This is a genomic window from Halpernia frigidisoli (genome assembly GCF_900113805.1).
GTDB lineage: Bacteria > Bacteroidota > Bacteroidia > Flavobacteriales > Weeksellaceae > Halpernia > Halpernia frigidisoli.
The window spans coordinates 1,019,899-1,038,920 of the sequence record NZ_FOQT01000001.1; the positions used below are offsets into that span (position 1 = coordinate 1,019,899).

A 19,022-nucleotide genomic window follows, 5' to 3' on the forward strand; every position below is an offset into this window, starting at 1 on the left:
TAATTCTTAAATCTATGAGCACCGCTACTCTATTGCTGTCATTCGTTTTCGTTTATTTTATTGGACTTTTGATCATTTCATATTTTACTAGTAGAAATGCAGATAACCAATCCTTTTTTATCGGCAACAGAAAAAGTAAATGGTGGCTCGTGGCTTTTGGAATGATCGGAACTTCGCTTTCCGGCGTCACCTTTATTTCTGTTCCGGGAACTGTTGGTAAAATGACAGAAGGCGCTTATAAATTCGGTGGTTTTGAATATTACATGCTCGTGATCGGCTTTTTCATTGGTTATTTTATTGTGGCATTTGTCCTTTTGCCGCTTTATTATAAGATGAATCTGACTTCAATTTATACTTATTTGGGTAAAAGATTCAATGTCGAAGCACATAAAATTGGTTCTTTGTTTTTCATTGTTTCCCGTTCGATTGGCGCAACTGCGAGATTATTTTTAGTCGTAAATGTGTTGCAAATTTTTCTTCTATCAGATTTAGGCGTTCCATTTTGGGTCACTTCTGCCGTCATTTTAATTATGGTTTTGCTTTACACTTATGAAGGTGGCGTGAAAACGATTGTTATAACGGACACTTTGCAAACGTCTTTTATGATCTTAAGTTTGATCGCCTGTATCACTTATATTTTAATGCATCTCAATCTTTCTGCTGGACAAGCCTATGATATTTTGGCTAAAAAAGATTACACCCATATTTTAAATATCGATTTTCATTCAAAAACTTTTTTCCTGAAAACGATTTTTGGAGGAATGTTCATTACAATCGCCATGACAGGTTTAGATCAGGAAATGATGCAGAAAAACATCTCTGTTGACAATCTTCATAATTCCAAAAAAAACATGCTCACTTTCGCCGGAACTTTACTTTTGGTGAACTTTGCATTCTTATTTTTAGGCGGTTTGCTGTATTTATTTGCCCAAAGTAACGGCGCAGAATACGGACAAATTGCCGATGCAGTTTCCGGAAAAGCAAGTAACATTTTCGGTTTTAAAGATGCTGCAGGAAATATTTCGAACATGATGGGCGACGATCTTTTTCCCGCACTTTCATTGAATGGATATTTCCCAATTTTCATCGCCGTAATTTTTATTATCGGTTTAATTTCCGCTTTATTTCCGTCTGCTGATGGTGCTTTAACGGCAGTTACCAGTTCAACCTGCGTTGATCTTTTAAATTTAAACGATGATACGATAAGAACAGAAAAGCAAAAGAAATCTTTAAGAATGAAAATTCATTTGGGTTTCACAATTTTGTTTTTCGTGCTAATTATGATTTTTAAAGCCATCGATGATAAATCCATTGTTTACTTAATTATGGAAATTGCGGGTTACACTTACGGACCACTTTTAGGTTTATTTGCCTTTGGAATTTTAACAAAATTTAAAATAAACAAAAAATACGGAATTCTTGCGGTGACCATTTTAGCACCGGTTTTAACGTATTTAATTAACTATTTCGTCACGCAAAACTCCACTTACAAAATTGGTGTAGAATTAATTATTATCGACGGATTATTGACGTTTATTGGTTTGTGGTTGATTCGGGAAAAGGATAAATTTAAGATTGGGTAAAAAGATTTAAAATTAAAATCACTAAAATTATGGCTTTTGGAAAAACTATAAAAATATTTTTAATCGATGGCGACCCTAATGGAAGAATGTCATGTGAAATATCTAATTGGACGGGCAAAGCATATAAAGTTCCAAGGATTAAAGTAAAAGATTGTTTTGATAGAATTGATTTAAATACGACTGGTGTCTATCTTCTTTTCGGTAAAAATGAGGAAAATGAAGATTTAGTATATATTGGCGAAGCAGAAAATGTTTTGGTTCGCATAAATCAACATTTATCAACAAAAGATTTCTGGAAAGAAGCAATTGTTTTCATTAGTAAAGATGATAATTTAAATAAAGCACACATCAAATATTTAGAAAATAGACTTCATAATATTGGTACTTTAACAAAACGGTATTTAATTGAAAATAGTTGTATACCGACTTTATCTTCAATTTCAGAATCAGACAGAGCGGAAATGGAAGAATTTTTGGAAAATATTAAGATAATTGTAAATACTTTAGGCCATAAAGTTTTTGAGGATAAACGGGAAACTTCAAAATCAGTTTTGCCTAAAGAATTATTATTTTTAAAAGCAACCCGTGGTTGCAATTCAACCGGTGAACAAACTTCTGAAGGATTCTTAGTATTAAAAGGGTCAAAGATTGCTGATTCAGTGACAACTTCAATGTCTTCATCAATAAAAAAGTTTAGAGAAAATTTAATTTTTAAAAATGTAATTACTGACTTTGAATTTAATGAAGATTTCATTTTCTCAAGTCCTTCATTTGCTGCAACACTTGTAATGGGAAGAAGTGCAAATGGACTCACAGAATGGAAAACAATCGATGGAAGAATTTTAAAGAGTCTAGAAAACTCTTAATAGCCGAGGTTGCTTCATATTCTAAATACTTTAAAATATAATTGCTTTCAAAATAGCAAATTTGAATATTTTTTATATTTCTTTAAAAAAACTTCCATGAAAAAACATTTCCTGATTACTTTCTTAGTAATAATTTCCACTACTTTCTTAAACACTTCAAAAGCCCAAACTTTCCATTTTGAAGCAATAAACGCCTACTGGAAAATGATAGAACCCTTGAAAAAAGGCGATTCACTTTCCCACGAAACATTTGAAAAATTTTTAAGTCTGGAACCAAATCAAATTTATATCAAAAATCAGGGTTTTATTAAAGATTACTTAAAGCGTTTGCGGAAAGCAATTGAAGTGGTTTACATGCCTCAAAATTCTGAAATTTTGAAGACAAGAGTTGCGGCAATTGAAAAAGATCCTGCTTCATTTTGGCTGACTTACAAAGTTTATGTTTACAAACAAAATGAGAAAGTATTGAGAGATTTTCAGTCAAAATTAGGTTCACAGGAATATATTGAGACCAGTTATCAAAATACGTTCAGCATGCTTCCAAAATATCTGCAGGTAAAAGATAAAAACATCAATATTTATCCACTCGGAATTGAGAACGACGCCATTGCCGGAAGTGGAACTGTGATCGCCACTTTGTGGACTTTATATAACGCAGACAAAATTCAGAAAGGCGCACTTTTGGGTCATGAGATGCACCACGTTCTTCGCAAACCTCTGGATTTTAAAAATGTTGAAAAAAAGGATGAAGGCTTGATGTATTTTCTAAATGTGGTTTTAAATGAAGGTTCAGCGGATATGATCGACAAACCTACAAATCTGGCCAATGAAGATGTTTTACCTTACGGGTTAAGTTTGAGAGATTTTTTGATACCTCAAGCTGACAGTATTATTTCTGTAGTCAATAATAATATCATTGAATTAAAAAACTCCGGCGACAAAATTATCAAAACTGAGAAAGACTACAGAAATCTTATCCAATGGACAAGTGGACATAAACCGGGATATTTTATGGCAGACATTATTTTAAGAAATGGCTACAAAAATCAATTACTAAAAAACATTCAAAATCCTTTTCAATTTATTTATCTCTATAATAAAGCCGCAAAAAAGGACAAAAAAAATCCACCACTTTTTGCCGATGAATCCATAAAATATATCCAGATTATGGAAAAGAAATATTGGCCGACCAGATATAATTAAATATAATAAAATAATAATTGTTAGTATTTTTACTATCTTTGTAAGACCTTTTTAAAAATATGAAAAGAATAAAAGTTGGCGAAATTATCAAAATGCTTGAAAATGATGCTTGGTTTTTGCACAGACAAAAAGGAAGTCATCGCCAATATAAAAATTCTACTAAAAAAGGAACTGTAACTGTAAATGGCAAACCGAGCGAAGTTTTATCGCAAATGCTTTTAAACAGCATCTTCAAACAAGCCGGTTGGAAATAATTTTAAAATTAAACAATGCAAAAAATAAAAGTTTTTATAGATTGGGACGAAAATTTTGGCGCAGTTTCAGAATTAGTTGATGGTTGCGTTGCTACAGGAAAAACATTTGAACAAGTACAGGAAAATTATAAATCTGTACTTGAATTTCATCTTGAAGGATTAGAAAAAGACGAAATACCAAAAGAATTATCTAAGGAATATGAGTTGCAATTTGAGTTTACTGCACAAGCATTACTGCATCGTTTTGATAAAATCTTAACCCGCGCTGCAATTTCTAGAATAACGGGAATTAACGAAAGACAATTAGGGCATTACGTTTCGGGGTATAGAAATCCAAAATCTGAACAAAGAAAAAAAATTGTGGACGGTTTCCATCAATTAGGAAGAGAATTCCTTTCAGTTTCTTAATTCAAAATCCTGCTAAAATAGCAGGATTTCCCATTTCCAAATCCCACTCAAAATCCTTACTTTTGGGCAACTTAATATTTTACAAACAATGAGTCACACTATTGAAGAATTAAAAAAAACCGCCACACAGATCAGACGCGATATTTTGCGCATGGTAAATGCCGTAAATTCCGGGCATCCCGGCGGAAGTTTGGGCTGCACAGAATTTTTCACCGCGCTTTACGGTAAAGTGATGAATTACAGCACAAATTTCACAATGGCAGGAAAAAACGAAGATCTTTTCTTCCTTTCCAACGGACATATTTCTCCCGTATTCTACTCTACTTTGGCGAGATTTAGTTTTTTCGAAGTTTCAGAACTGGCAACATTTAGAAAATTAAATTCCCGTTTGCAAGGTCACCCAACAACGCATGAAGGTTTGCCGGGGATCAGAATTGCTTCCGGTTCACTTGGTCAGGGACTTTCTGTCGCGATTGGCGCGGCTTTAGGTAAAAAAATGGACGGCGATAAAAGTTTAGTTTACACAATGCAGGGCGATGGCGAATTGCAGGAAGGTTCCAATTGGGAAGCCTTTATGTTTGCTTCAGCGAAAAAAATTGATAATTTAATTGCAACAATTGATTACAACGGCCGTCAAATTGATGGCGACACCGATGATATTGTTAGTTTGGGCGATTTATACGCTAAATTAGAAGCATTTGGATGGATCGTTTTAGAAGAAAAAAACGGCAACGATTTGGAAGCTGTCATTGGGATTTTGGAGAAAGCAAAAAGTGAAACCGGTAACGGAAAACCAGTCGCCATTTTGTTGCACACAGAAATGGGATTTGGCGTAGATTATATGATCGGTTCTCACGCGTGGCACGGAAAAGCGCCTAATGCAGAACAGCTGGAAAACGCGATGGGTCAACTAAGTTTAGACGAAATCACGGATTATTAAAATTATTTGGGCAGACAATTCCGCCTTCCGTTCCCAATCTTTTTGCTTTCAAAATTTATCGAAAAAAGAAAAGTTTTTTTAGGCAAAAAGGATTTCCACTCAAGTCGGGCTGCAACTAATTTATAATTTAGACATTAACTTTTAAATTCGAATAATTCGTTAAAATTCGAACAATTCAAAAAATTATGAAATTTACATATACAGAAAAAAAAGATACAAGAAGTGGTTTTGGTGCAGGTTTGGCCGAGTTGGCTGACAAAAACCAAAACGTAGTTGCCCTTTGCGCCGATTTAATTGGTTCCCTTAAAATGGAAAAATTTATCGAAAAAGCGCCAGAAAGATTTATTCAGGTTGGGATTGCTGAAGCCAATATGATGTGCATCGCTGCAGGTTTAACGATCAGTGGAAAAATTCCTTTCACAGGAACTTTCGCTAATTTTTCTACTTCCAGGGTTTACGATCAAATACGTCAATCCATTGCTTATTCCAATAAAAATGTGAAAATTTGTGCATCTCACGCAGGTTTAACTTTAGGCGAAGATGGCGCAACACACCAGGTTTTAGAAGACATTGGAATGATGAAAATGCTTCCCGGAATGACCGTTATAAATACCTGTGATTACAACCAGACAAAAGCCGCAACTTTAGCAATTGCTGATTTTGAAGGACCGGTTTATTTAAGATTTGGTCGTCCGGTTGTACCAGTTTTTATGCCGGAAGATATGCCGTTTGAAATTGGAAAAGGCATTCTTTTGCAGGAAGGAACTGACGTAACCATCGTTGCAACCGGACATTTAGTTTGGGAAAGTTTAGTTGCCGCAGAAGAACTGGAAAAAGAAGGAATTTCTTGTGAGGTTATAAATATTCACACGATCAAACCTTTAGACAACGACATCATTTTAAAATCTGTCAAAAAAACGGGAAAAATTGTAACCTGTGAAGAACACAATTATCTTGGTGGTTTAGGAGAATCCATCGCTGGAATGCTCGCAAAAAATCATCCAACAAGACAGGAATTTGTGGCGGTTAATGATACTTTCGGGGAATCTGCAACACCGGAACAATTAATGCATAAATATGGAATTGATTCTGAAGCCGTTGTAAAAGCGGTAAAAAGAATTATGGAAAAATCTTAAAACGTTTTTAGCAATAAAAAAATCCACATCTTTTTATAAGTTGTGGATTTTTTTATTGTTAAATTTTTTGATTATCACGTTTAAATAATTTGGAGTTACTAACGCGTATTTTGAACTTCTAAATTCCCGTATTTTTCAATTATTAAACTTCCTATTTTTGTATATTACTTATAATACATAATACAACATTTTGATAATTTGCAGTTCACAAAAATGCAATTTTATTACTATTTTTTAAAACTTGCGTATATTTGAGAGTTGTGTTTAACTGAAAAAAAACAAATGTGTAAATTAATTCTAAATAATTATTTTCATTCATTATTTCCTATTCAAAAAGAAATTGTTGAAAAAATCACAGAATCATTTTGTGGTTTTACGTTAAATAAAAACACTATTTTAATTAACAGAGAAACAATCAGCATTAAAACATATTTTTTACAAAAAGGATATGTACGGTCCTATATTTTAAATGAAAATAATGAAGAAGTTACAACAAACATTTATTCAGCACCATGTTTTGTAAACGACTTTTTATCATTTTTTAAAAAACAACCAACAAAAGAAATTTATCAAACTATAACAGATTGTTATTTTTGGGAAACAGATTTAGAAAATGTACAATCAAATTTTCATAATATCGCAGAATTCAGAGAGTTTAGTAGGCTTTTATTTGTTATAAATTATTCTAAATTAAACGATAGGTTAATTGAAATGGTAAGTCAAAAAGCAGAAACAAGGTATTTAAATCTTTTAAATCATCAGTCTCATATATTTCAACAGGTTTCTCTTAAAATTATAGCATCTTATTTGGGAGTAACAGATAGCACATTGAGTAGGATTAGAAAAGAAATTAGCAAAATATGATTTCTTGTCATTTATCAAGTTCTTATTCGTCAGCTCATTTGTATTTTTGTAAAAAATAAAAATGAATAAAAATAATATCATAATCGTTGGTCTTGGTGGGGTTGGTGGTTATTTTGGCTTTAAAATTAACCAAATCAATGAAATAGATAAACAAAACCACATATCATTTATTGCAAGAAATGATACCTATAAAATAGTCAAAGAACAAGGACTAACACTACTTTCAGAAGAACATAAAAATAGCGTAACTAAACCCGATGCTATTTATCAAAATATTTCAGATGTCGAAAACCCTGATTTAATATTTATTTGTGTGAAAGAATATGATTTGGAGAATGTGTGTAGCCAATTAGCCAAAATTATCACAAAAAATACAGTTTTATTTCCGATGATGAATGGCGCAGATATTTACGATAGAATTCGTGAAATCATACCTAACAACACTATTTTACCTTCTTGTGTTTATGTAGCATCGCACATAAAAGAAAAAGGAATTGTTGAACATAAAGGAAAACCAGGTAAACTAATATTTGGTAAAGATCCAGCACATAATTCTGAAGATATTAATTGGATCATTGATTTAATAGAAAAAAGCAAGATTAATTTTGAATTTAAAGAAAACTCTTTAGTTGATATCTGGACAAAATTTATTTTTATAGCAAGTTTTGGTTTAGTTACTGCAAAATATAATTCTTCTATAGGAACAGTTTGTTCAATTAAATCTCAAAGAAAAGAAGCAATAAAAATAATAGAAGAAATAAAATCAATTGCTGATAAAAAAGGTATTTATTTACAAGATGATATTATTTCTAAAACATTTGAAAATGCAAGCAAATTTCCTGTAGGAACACCAACTTCCTTGCAGCTTGATGTAAACTCTGGTAAAGAAAACAATGAATTGGAATTATTTGCAGGTGCAATAATTAAATATGGAAAAGAAATGAATGTAAGAACAATTTTTACTGAATGTTTGTATCAAGAAATTAAAGCTACACACAATAAGATGTTTCTATAGGCGGGCCGGAAGTTCCTGTCGTCAAAATTTTCGCTTAATGTTCAATTTGTCATGTTTAGAAAAGCTTTTCATAAAAAGTCCCCGCCAACAGAAATACCTAACACCTAAATTTAGTTTATAAAATCTTACGTTTTCTAAAAAAAAATTAAAGAACTTAAGTGTAAGAAAATCTTGAATATCGCGGAAATCTGCAGCCCGACTTGAGTGGAAATCCTTTTTATTTTTTCTCAAAAAAAATTAAAAGATTGGGAACGGAAGGCGGTAATTGCTGCCCAAAAAAATAAGAAATAAGAACCTGATTTCTATTCAAAATATTTCCACTTCGGTATAATAACCAGCAAACCAACGCCGACGTAAAGGAAAATATTGGTGACATCGGTATAAAGGAAAGTTTCCAAATAAAACTGATGCAAATAAAAATGCATTAAAACAAAAACCGGAAAGCTGATGACCGCAAACTTCCTGAAAAAAGCGATTCCCAAAATTGATAAAAGCGACATTGCATCGACAAAGAAGATCATGAAAAAATACCAAATAGGAATTTGAAGTGTATCGCGCTGCAGAAATTCATCCCCATCAATCCCCAATCCCATCAGCGTAAAAAGAGCGAGCGCGCCTAATGCCAGATAAAATGGTGTTGTTTTTTTGGGCTCATTATCAAAGTAATTATCCATAGTGTAAAACTAAAAAAAACTTTTGAAACGGGTTTCAAAAGTTTTTATGATTAAATTCAGAAAATGAATTATATGTGGATCGCTTTTATCAAACGGTTTTTGTCGCTGATGTATTCCTCCATTGAGATCATACTTTCAGTTCTCATTACATCTTCGATATCGTCGATCTGGTAAATGATTTCTTTTGCATTCTCGGTATTTTTTGCTTTTACTTTGCAAAAAATATTGTATTTACCGGAAATAACGCTGGTTTCGATCACATTTGGAATTTCACCCAATTTTCTTAAAACATCCTGTGTTTTATTTGATTTGGTTAAAAGAATACCGATAAACGCCGTGAAATGGTAGTTTAATTTCGTGTAATCTATATTTAATGAAGATCCCAGGATGATACCTGCATCTTCCATTTTTTTAACTCTCACGTGGATCGTTCCTGCGGAAACATCCATTTGTTTTGCGATCTCCGTAAAAGGCATTCTGGTGTTTTCTACCAAAAAGTCTAATATCTTCTTATCTATTTCATCTAACTGATAATTCATAATTTTTACTTTAAAGAATATGTAATTTTTGCTCTATTTTGTTGCAAATTTAAGAAAAATTATTTATTATAAAAAATTGAGGGAAAAATTAACAATATTTAACTTAATAGCGAATTATGTTTATTATTTTCTATTTTAAAGTATCAATTTTAATAGAATCTTTTTTTATTTCAGCATTTTCTGATTGATTATTTTTATTTTTTCTGTTTCTTTTAAAGATTGTATTGAAACTTTTGCTATAAACAACACCAGCGCCGTAACTTTGATTTGCACCGGAATTTCCTGTGGTGCCGCCACCAACAAGACCGATATTACTTGGTTTTGAATAAAACCTCACAATTCTACTGCCGTCATTTTTCTTCGAAAAATCATATTCTACAATACCTTCGCCGGAAAGATAATTGACATTGGCGTCACTACTTTTAGAAAGTGGAATTCCCAATCCAGTTTTTAAAGTTACACGTGGTGATAAAACAATACTAACTCCAGCATTGGCTCTGTCGCCAGTATTCGACGCCTGATCGCCTTGGATATAATCTAAGTTGACCTGAAATTCATTACTAATGGAATTTAAAACCGAACCAAGTTGTTTAAGTAAAATAGCGTAGCCTGTGTTTTCCGCAGTTTTCCCTACATTAAAATTAATCCCACCAGAATTTTGAACATTAAAACTATTCAACACCAAAATAGATCCGAACTGCAAAACTTTCTCATCTTCCTGACTCATTTTTGCCGCCAAAGTTTCCTTTATCTGACTTGAAACATCTGGTGCGGAAACGTCCAACGCGATTTTCGGATTATTGAGCGTCTGCGTAATTTTTGTTGTTAAAACAACGGTGATCGGCTGTAGCAATCCAACATTTAGATATTCTCCCGCGTTTGTAACTGTTCTTAAATAATTAGCGTTAATATCCAAAACCGGTGCAAGTGCATTTCCGTCCCATTCTATACTACTATTTTTAGCGATCTGAAAGGTTCTGTTAAGAATTGACTTTGAGACGAAAGTTCCATTATCAACCAAATATTTGCCATTCATGGCGATATTTCCATTTCGGCCAAGATTAAATTTTAAATTTGTAGCATCACCGCGCACACTGATATCACCGACATCGTCTCCGACCAAAACATTAACCGTCGTTCCTTTGTCCACATCTAAAGTGAAATCCACATTCATATTAGCACCATATTTTTTACGATCCTGAACTGTTACTGTTCCGGCTTTATCTTTCTCTAAAAATCTCAACATTTTGAATTCCTCCACATTGGCCGTAGAATTACTGTTAAAGGTGAAAATACTGTTATTAAGTGCTTTCATATTAGGTGTGGAAATATTTAGCGCAGAAACAGGTCCATCCACAAAAAGATCGCCTTTTCCATAAACGCGGCCCCAAAAAAGATCAAAATCCTTTTGCTGCGTATCTAAAAGCAGCAGATTATCAGCTCTCATAACAAGATTGACGCCCAATGAAGCCAGACTTTCAAATTGTATTGCACCGGAAATACTTCCTTTTGAATTTGTTCTGCCATCTTTAATACCAATGTCATTCAATACAGCCAAACCCTTACTGAGCGGAATTACAGTGTCGTCAAAAGAATAATCAACTCCTGTGAAAAGTAATTTCAAACCAAATTTTTTCATGGCAATATCACCGCTGTAATCAATATTCGCTAAAGTCCCGGAAATTTTTAGATTTCCACTCGCTTTTCCACGAACATTGCCAAAAACCGTTTTTACAAATTCCTGCGTGAAAGCCAGATCAAACTGATCCATCGCCGCAGTAAGATCCAAAGTTGGCGATTTTGTATTATTATTTACCGTTCCTGTCAGGTTCAAAGTATTATTTCCGAAAGTATCTGAAGAAAGAACTTTAGCAGAAATATCAAAAATATTTGGCGACGAACTGTTCTTGGCTTCTATCAGAATATTACCCATCTTTTGACCATTTAAAACAATATTTTCAATGTTAAAATCGATGATCGGTTTCAGATTGCTTTTGTCCATTTCCAACTGGAAAGTGCCATTTGCGACACCAGTAATATCCATACTATTTTCAGATTTAGAAAGAGCCAGTATTTTCGAAAGCTGGAAGTTTTTCACCTCGCCTTCCGCTGTAAAATCTTTGGCAGATTTAAATACGGCGTTTCTTAAAAGTAACTCACTTTCATCAGAATATATCCAAAAATTTTCTATAAGGAAATCCTTGGTTTTTTTTCGGTAAGTGATTGACTCATTAAGTTCAGGACTCGTATCAATGGACCAAATCACATTTTTCAGTTTTATTTGAGTGGGTTCAAATCTCACGACATAATCACCTTCGGCATTTGTAGTTTGATTTAAATTTATGGCATAATCGTTTAGTTTTTCATCAATTTCTTCCTGTGGACTTCCTAATTTAAAGTTGGCTGCTAAATGTAAAATTTTATCGCCTTCATTTCTTCCTTTTAAACTTATATCTTTTAGAATATTACTGTTGTATGCGATGCGACCAATATTTGCCTGAAGCTGACCATCCAGATTGGCTGTATTAATTTTAATTGAAATTTGATCTACCATCGCAGAATCCTTCGCTACCAAAGCTCTTTCTTGAATTCTATAAGAGGGATTTGCCAAAGCCAACGCTTTATCCGCCTCAGAAATTTCTTCTGTTTTGGTCATTAAATATTTTAAACTTGAAGCATCTGCATTTAATACCAAATTATTTGAATTTCCATCAAAAGATCCTTCTACTTTTAAGCCATTCGGAATGCTAACGTTTGGCTGAAAATAACTTATCAAAGCCTGCTGAACGTCGAAATTGTATTTAAAATCCTGTCCTCTGAAAGATTTTTGAACGCCGCTACCAGCAAGAATTTTATTTAAACCATTTTGAACCATTCCAGCAAGATCTCCTAAATTAAATTTACCGGCGATTTCACCATTAACCACATCAGGAATTGCTACATTAACTATTCTGGAGCCATTTTCAAAGTAAGTTTTAATATCTCCGTTCGGAATATTGAATCTTTGATTGGCCGTCGAAAAATCAACATTTTGCAGATTCGCATCCAAAATAAGATCATTTAGACTGGTCATCGCAATTTTTGCGTTTATTTTTCCACTAAAATTCTGAAGTGAAGGACTGTTTGAAAAATAATTTAAATTTAAACTCGAAACATCTGCTAAAAAATCACCTTTTAAATTATTTGTACTAAAATCAAAAAAACCGTTGACATTTGCTTTTACCTGTTCATCATTAATATTGGCGATGCCGCGGTAAGTTTTATGATCTAAAATACCGTCTAAATAAATATTATTGATTTCTTTACCTAAAATTTCTACCCGTGAGATCTGAGATTTGGTTTTTAAAACAATTTTGTTGACATCCAGACTTTGACCATTTAAGTTAAATTTCCCTGAAAGCAAACCAACCTGCTGATTTTTTGTGATCACGGAGGTATTTAAATTATTGACTTCCGCGTAACCCCGAAATTTTGGGAGATCTGTGCTAAAATCTTCTAGATAAAAACTCGAAATTTTTGCCTGTCCTATTCCCGTGATCAAACTTCCTGCCGGCACGAATATCTGCTTAGGTGTTACTCTCACTGCGCCAGCATATTTTAAACGACCAAATTCATCCGCAAAATTTTTCATTTTTGACGAAATAAATGTTGGCAACATTGCCTTCAGATCGATGTAAGTTAAATCCGTCGAAAGACGATTGGTCTCGATCTGAAAGTTTCCTTTTAAAAGATTTGTGGCTTTTAACGTAGAAGTATTAATTGCCACCTGTTTATTACCAACCTGAAAATTTTCCAGATAAAATTTATTTAAAGCACCATTCATCTTTCCAGAGACAGAAAAAGGTTTGTAATTATCCCATCTTGTCATAAAATAACTGAGATCATAACCAGAAAGTTGACTTCCTTTTTTAAGATTAAAGTCTAATTTAACTTTGTCTGCAAAATCCTGCCAGCCGGTTTTTGGGTCCAGATTAAAAACAATATCGCCAATAAGTAAACTGTGGTCGGTATTAAAAGTGAGATCTTTCAGAATAAGAGACTTTGGAGTATAGGAAAAATCGGTTGAAAAAGTTTCTACCTGTGTCGTTTTGCCCCAACGCTTTGTATTAAAGGAAAAATTATTGATCTGTGCTGATACATTTGCGCCATTTACTTTTAAAACAGGTACTTTTAAATTAACATTGTCTGCGATAACCCATCTTCCGGCATCTCCTTCATGATTTTGATTGATGATCGAAACTTTACTGTTTAAAATATACAACCGCGTATTCATTTGAAAAACACCGGTTTTTTTCTTTTTATCTGAAGAAAATTTATCAATAAAAGAGATAAAATTAGCTTTATTTTCTCCCTTGTAAGTCACCACTTTAATATCTGCATTGCTTAAAGTAAGCGAGCGGAACTTAATATCATTTGGATTACTGATAATGGAAAACCAATCTGAACTGGCCGTAAAATCCCGAACTTTTATAAAATCAAGACCTTTATCATCCTGAATTTTTAAACCCTGAATACGAACAACTCCAAAAATATCCACATCCACATTTTGAGTGGTCATTTTTGCTTTAAAATCACTATTCAGCAATTTAATTGCCTGATTTGCAACGTATCGTTTCGTTACCGGCAAATTGATTGCGATAAAAATCAAGATCACCAAGCTTAAAACTGACCAAAAAAGAATCAGTAACAATTTTGCCCACCAAGTGTAGCTCGTCACATCTTTTACAGCCTGATTTCCAAATTCTTTTGCAGTTTCAATCGGATGCTCAACTGTATCTTTAAGCAAATTTTTGGCATCTTCAACCGTTTTTACAACGTTGTCTTCAATATCAGAAACCTTTTGACCGACTTGCTCCGAGAGGGTTTTTTTTTCGTGATCCGAATTATTATTTTTATTATTTTCTATCTTTGCCATATATGAGCGACACAATTATTTTAGGTATAGAATCTTCTTGCGACGATACTTCTGCGGCGGTTATTAAAAATAATACAATATTATCCAATATCGCTGCAACTCAAAAAGTACACATAGAATATGGTGGCGTGGTTCCGGAATTGGCTTCCAGAGCGCATCAGCAAAACATTATTCCTGTTGTACAAAAAAGTCTGTCAGTAGCAAATATACAACAAAAAGATATTTCTGCGATCGGTTTTACACGCGGTCCAGGACTTTTGGGTTCGCTCCTGGTTGGGACGTCTTTTGCTAAATCTTTGGCGATGAGTTTAGATGTTCCGTTGATTGAAGTTAATCATTTGCAAGCGCATATTTTAGCCCATTTTATTGATGACGCCAATCCAAAACCACCAAAATTTCCTTTTTTATGTTTAACTGTAAGTGGCGGTCACACGATGATTGTCTTGGTTAAAGATTATTTTGAAATGGAAATTATCGGCAAAACTTCTGATGACGCCGCAGGTGAAGCCTTTGATAAAATTGGGAAAATTTTCGATCTGGATTATCCAGCAGGTCCGATTGTTGATAAATTAGCGAAATTGGGCGATGGAAATAAGTTTAAATTCAACAAGCCAAAAATTGATAATTACGATTATTCTTTCAGCGGTATAAAAACTTCGGTTTTATATTTTATCCAAAAACAGGAAAAAGAAAATCCGGATTTTGTTAAAGAAAATTTGAATGATTTATGCGCTTCTGTTCAAAAAGCAATTGTTGAAATTTTGATGGACAAATTAGAAAAAGCGGCGAAAGATTTAAAAATTAATGAAGTTGCAATTGCCGGCGGCGTTTCGGCCAATTCTGGTTTAAGAGAAGCCTTGAAACAAAATGAAGAAAAATTAAACTGGCAAACGTACATTCCCAAATTCGAATACACGACAGATAACGCAGCAATGATTGCAATGGTCGCAAAATTAAAATTTGAAAAAGGTGAATTTACTGATATTACTGCGGTTGCAACTTCACGATATGAAATTTAAATTATGAAACTATTTTTTGGTGATATTTTTCCTGAAGTTAAAATTAACGAAGATGAGCAGACGCACATTTTAAAAGTTTTGCGGATGAAATCTGGCGAAGAACTTTTTGTAACTGACGGGAAAGGAAATTTAGCGCAGGGAAATTTAGTTTTAGAAGGAAAAAAAGCAATTTTAAACGTTCTAAGTATCAAAGAAAATTTACCACAATTTTCTCCAAAACTTCATATTGCGATTGCGCCAACAAAAAATTTAGATCGGATAGAATTTTTTGTTGAAAAAGCCACAGAAATGGGAATTTCAGAGATCACTTTTTTGCAGACGGAAAAAACAGAACGAAAATTTTTAAATCTTGATAAAATTGAGAAAAAGATGATTTCGGCGGGCAAACAAAGTTTAAGATTTCATTTTCCTAAAATAAATGAAATGGTTAAACTTTCAGAATTTTTGCAAAATGTCGATTCTGATAGTACATTTGTGGCGCACTGCAATGAAAATTTAAAAAGAATTAATTTGAAGGAGATTAATTTATTAGAAAACTATACTTTTCTAATCGGCCCGGAAGGCGATTTTTCTGATAAAGAAATCGAACTTTTAGCATCAATAAATATTAAAGCAGTCTCACTTGGTGATCAACGATTACGTACAGAAACTGCAGGCATTTTTGTTGCTGCGTGGAATTATTACAAAATGATTTGAAAAAACTCTGTATATAAAATTTTACAGCGTATTTGTTTTATTTTTGCAAAAAAAACAAATGCCAAAAATTTCCTTCTACTCAAAGATTTTTCTATTCACAATTCTACTTGTGTTCACCGTTTTTTCAGGTCAAAAATTGATCAATCATACCACCAATTATTTTGGCCCGAACGCCAATCCTGTTCCTGATTTTACGGATGCAACCATTCCAAAATTTACAGAATTTTCAGTTTATGGCGATTATTATTTTGGCAAAGGTGATGAAACTGTAAATCCTTATTTAAAAGCAGAAATTCCATTAATTTCGGAAAAAATTTCTGTCAAAGTTTGGGCAGTTCCTTTTGAATATTACAATGTGACCGATGCTGTAAAGGAACGCCGCGGAATGCAGAAAAATTCAGGTTTTGCGTCCGGCGATATTTATTTTCAGACGAGAATTTCAATATTTAAAAATCAGGAAAAAAATACAAACTTAATATTAAATGCGACTTTAAAAACAGCTTCGGGAAGTGATTTTAATAACAGAAGATTTTTTAACACCGCAGGCTACTATTTTGATACAGAATTTGGTAAAAGTTTTATTTTAAAAAACAGTTTTTTAAATGAAATAAGGTTGGTTGCCGATGCCGGATTTTATTCCTGGGATGTGCAAACGCCCAATTTAAATGTGCAGGATGATGCTGTAATGTATGGTTTAAAATTGATCTTAAAAAAGAATAATTTTTCCTGGGAAAATACCTTTTCCGGATACAGCGGCTGGATAAAACGAGTGCCGGATTACGGTGATCAACCAATAGTTTTCGCTTCAAAATTAAATTTAAAAAATAAAAAAAATACGTATTTTATCCAATATCAAAATGGAATTCGATATTTTCCTTTTAACCAAATCAGAATTGGCGCTACTTTTCCACTTGAAAGCTTGACTCCTGATTTTTTTAAATAAATTTTTAAAAATTTTCTGTCAGAAACTTATTTAGAATTTCCTCGCCACTTTGCAGGGAATTTACTGCCCAACGGATTTTTAGATCAATCAATTTTTCTGGAGAAAGTTTGAATTCTAAATTCGAGTTTTCCAATTTTTGGCGTAAATCATAAAAGCAAATCGCGGCGGCGACCGAAACATTAAAACTCTGTGTGAAACCATACATGGGAATTGCCAAAGTTTCATCTGCAAAATTTAAAATTTCGTCTGTGACGCCTTCTTTTTCTGTGCCGAAAACCAAAGAAATGGGTTCGGTAATTTTAAAATCTGCTAAACTCACTGCATTTTTTTCGGGTGAAACGGCGACAATTTTATAGCCTTTATTTTTTATCTGTTTTAAAGTTTCTAATTCATAAGGCCGTTTTTGTACTTCTACCCAGGTTTCTGCGCCTTTTGTGACCTTTAAATTTGGATTAAAAATATGTTCTTTTTCCATGGCGATAATTTTGTGAAAACCACACGCTTCGGCAGAACGCACGATTGCCGCAGCATTTCGGAACTGGAAAATATCTTCGATCACCGGTAAAACAAAATCTGTGCTTTCTGGTACAACTTTTTCAATTATCGCTAAGCGAGAATCTGTGAGAAATTTTTTTAGATAATTAAATGTTTCAGTTCTAAATTCCATTTGGCAAAAATGAGAAAAAAAATATCATTTGAAAAATACTTTTCCGAAGAATACGAGTACCACGCCCCGACTTGAACGGAGCTCTTTTTTTATTGCAGCGCAGCGGAAAAAAAAAGAAGCGGGAGTGGAAGGCGGAAAAGGCGCCCAAAAAAAATGTTACAAAATAAAAAATTGTATTTTTAATGTGTAAAGAAAAAATTATGAACTCAGAATCTGAAAAAGATATAAAAATTTCAAAACGAAAAACGAGTTATCCAATAAATTCTGAACTTTTAGATTATTTAAAATCTTACGACCGGGCTTTTAAATCGCCGATTGTTTATGATGATCTGCTTCGTTACGTTGATAATTACCCAATTTTAGACAAAGATGAAAATGATACTTTTTGGCAAGGTGTAATTTATGGACCACAAGAAATGTCAGAAATTCATCAGAATTTAAAGAAAATCTATTCGCGTTTGACTTCTGACGGCGCCGATAAAAGTGTTGATCATTTATTCGTGGACAGCGTTGATTACTGTACTTTTGGAAACTCTCATCCTTTCAGAATTAAAATAAAAAATCAGTTTAACGACAACCATGATTATTTTTATGTCAAGAAAGCTGATGCTTCCAGAATTTACGGACTAGAAATAGAATATATTTTATCTCCAAACCGCATCAATTTTTTAGTTTTTGAAAATACTTTGGTGGAGGAACATATTTCCGGAATTCCAGGTGATGTTTTTATTGAGAAATATCTGGATGAACACACCAATAAAATTAGACTTGCGAAAGAATTTGTAAAGTTTAATGAACGCTGCTTTTTACGACTTTTAGGCGATCAAAGATCTTATAATTTTGTGATCGTACTCACGCCTGATTTTGACGAAATGCAGTACAGAATCAGAAGTATTGATTTTGACCAACAATGCTATGAAGGGAAAATTAATCTTTACAAACCGCAGTTTTTCAGGGAAAATCTGGATTATGTGAAGTTTGTAACTGAAAATCTGGATGAATCGTCAATTAAGCAATATCAACATGAAGAGCGCGCTTTGATGGCGAAAAGAATGATTGTAGGAAAAAGCCGTTTAACAAAATTATTACGGGTAATGAAAAACGATCAGATTGCGCCGCGCGAAAAATCATTTCAGTTAAAAACAGAAATTTTTGAGCTTTTAAAAGATAATGAAGTTTTAAAATGTGAAACAATGGGCGATATTGTAGAAGCTGTTCTTAATTTTATTTTAAGAAATTATCAGACTTCAATGACGAAACTGTTTTAAAAATAAATTTTAAAAATAAAAAAAACCTCCCA

Annotated in this window: 17 protein-coding genes; 13 read left to right on the top strand and 4 right to left on the bottom strand. The window is 33.1% G+C overall.

Features of this window, described 5'->3' with window-relative positions:
* Window positions 1–14: 14 nt before the first annotated feature.
* The 9 genes from BM238_RS04755 to BM238_RS04795 all read left to right on the top strand — a co-directional run bounded on the left by BM238_RS04755 (window position 15) and on the right by BM238_RS04795 (window position 8,269).
* The gene (locus tag BM238_RS04755; RefSeq protein ID WP_090079010.1) at window positions 15–1,583 is read left to right on the top strand and encodes a sodium:solute symporter; all 1,569 of its coding nucleotides are present in this window, start codon (window positions 15–17) and stop codon (window positions 1,581–1,583) included.
* 29 nt (window positions 1,584–1,612) lie between these two features.
* Window positions 1,613–2,449, top strand: a complete 837-nt coding sequence (locus tag BM238_RS04760) for a GIY-YIG nuclease family protein (RefSeq protein ID WP_090079011.1) — start codon at window positions 1,613–1,615, stop codon at window positions 2,447–2,449.
* Window positions 2,450–2,545: 96 nt separating this feature from the next.
* Window positions 2,546–3,652, top strand: coding sequence for a DUF5700 domain-containing putative Zn-dependent protease (locus BM238_RS04765; RefSeq protein WP_090079012.1), 1,107 nt, complete (start codon window positions 2,546–2,548; stop codon window positions 3,650–3,652).
* Window positions 3,653–3,711: 59 nt separating this feature from the next.
* The gene (locus BM238_RS04770; RefSeq protein WP_090079013.1) at window positions 3,712–3,906 is read left to right on the top strand and encodes a type II toxin-antitoxin system HicA family toxin; all 195 of its coding nucleotides are present in this window, start codon (window positions 3,712–3,714) and stop codon (window positions 3,904–3,906) included.
* A gap of 15 nt (window positions 3,907–3,921) precedes the next feature.
* Entirely contained in the window at window positions 3,922–4,314 is a 393-nt protein-coding gene (locus BM238_RS04775; RefSeq protein ID WP_090079014.1) for a type II toxin-antitoxin system HicB family antitoxin, read from the top strand.
* A gap of 88 nt (window positions 4,315–4,402) precedes the next feature.
* Window positions 4,403–5,254: a transketolase gene (locus BM238_RS04780; RefSeq protein WP_090079015.1), complete on the top strand. Its 852-nt coding sequence runs from the start codon at window positions 4,403–4,405 to the stop codon at window positions 5,252–5,254.
* A gap of 185 nt (window positions 5,255–5,439) precedes the next feature.
* Entirely contained in the window at window positions 5,440–6,390 is a 951-nt protein-coding gene (locus BM238_RS04785; protein ID WP_090079016.1) for a transketolase family protein, read from the top strand.
* Window positions 6,391–6,672: 282 nt separating this feature from the next.
* Window positions 6,673–7,254, top strand: coding sequence for a Crp/Fnr family transcriptional regulator (locus BM238_RS04790; protein ID WP_090079017.1), 582 nt, complete (start codon window positions 6,673–6,675; stop codon window positions 7,252–7,254).
* Between the two features lie 61 nt (window positions 7,255–7,315).
* Window positions 7,316–8,269 carry a ketopantoate reductase family protein gene (locus BM238_RS04795; RefSeq protein WP_090079018.1) on the top strand — a complete coding sequence of 318 codons (954 nt, stop codon included), beginning with the start codon at window positions 7,316–7,318 and terminating at the stop codon, window positions 8,267–8,269.
* A gap of 302 nt (window positions 8,270–8,571) precedes the next feature.
* On the opposite strand, the gene BM238_RS04800 is transcribed toward BM238_RS04795, so the two are convergent.
* The 3 genes from BM238_RS04800 to BM238_RS04810 form a co-directional block, all read right to left on the bottom strand.
* A complete protein-coding gene (locus BM238_RS04800) occupies window positions 8,572–8,943 on the bottom strand; it encodes a hypothetical protein (RefSeq protein ID WP_090079019.1) in 372 nt (123 codons plus the stop codon).
* A gap of 68 nt (window positions 8,944–9,011) precedes the next feature.
* Entirely contained in the window at window positions 9,012–9,482 is a 471-nt protein-coding gene (locus BM238_RS04805; RefSeq protein ID WP_090079020.1) for an Lrp/AsnC family transcriptional regulator, read from the bottom strand.
* Window positions 9,483–9,612: 130 nt separating this feature from the next.
* Window positions 9,613–14,397 (bottom strand): translocation/assembly module TamB domain-containing protein, encoded by a 4,785-nt coding sequence (locus tag BM238_RS04810; protein WP_090079021.1) that lies wholly within the window; start codon window positions 14,395–14,397, stop codon window positions 9,613–9,615.
* Window positions 14,398–14,399: 2 nt separating this feature from the next.
* On the opposite strand from BM238_RS04810, the gene tsaD reads away from it, so the two are divergent.
* The 3 genes from tsaD to BM238_RS04825 are packed head-to-tail and all read left to right on the top strand — an operon-like array spanning window position 14,400 to window position 17,055.
* Window positions 14,400–15,416 carry a tRNA (adenosine(37)-N6)-threonylcarbamoyltransferase complex transferase subunit TsaD gene (gene tsaD, locus BM238_RS04815; protein ID WP_090079022.1) on the top strand — a complete coding sequence of 339 codons (1,017 nt, stop codon included), beginning with the start codon at window positions 14,400–14,402 and terminating at the stop codon, window positions 15,414–15,416.
* 3 nt (window positions 15,417–15,419) lie between these two features.
* The gene (locus BM238_RS04820; RefSeq protein ID WP_090079023.1) at window positions 15,420–16,112 is read left to right on the top strand and encodes an RsmE family RNA methyltransferase; all 693 of its coding nucleotides are present in this window, start codon (window positions 15,420–15,422) and stop codon (window positions 16,110–16,112) included.
* A gap of 58 nt (window positions 16,113–16,170) precedes the next feature.
* Window positions 16,171–17,055 (top strand): hypothetical protein, encoded by an 885-nt coding sequence (locus tag BM238_RS04825; protein WP_090079024.1) that lies wholly within the window; start codon window positions 16,171–16,173, stop codon window positions 17,053–17,055.
* 4 nt (window positions 17,056–17,059) lie between these two features.
* Here BM238_RS04825 and BM238_RS04830 read toward each other — a convergent pair whose 3' ends face one another.
* Complete coding sequence (locus BM238_RS04830) at window positions 17,060–17,722, bottom strand: TrmH family RNA methyltransferase (protein WP_090079025.1); 663 nt, start codon at window positions 17,720–17,722, stop codon at window positions 17,060–17,062.
* A 200-nt stretch (window positions 17,723–17,922) separates the two neighbouring features.
* Here BM238_RS04830 and BM238_RS04835 point away from each other — a divergent pair, with 200 nt between their 5' ends.
* Window positions 17,923–18,990, top strand: coding sequence for a hypothetical protein (locus tag BM238_RS04835; RefSeq protein ID WP_090079125.1), 1,068 nt, complete (start codon window positions 17,923–17,925; stop codon window positions 18,988–18,990).
* Window positions 18,991–19,022: the final 32 nt, after the last annotated feature.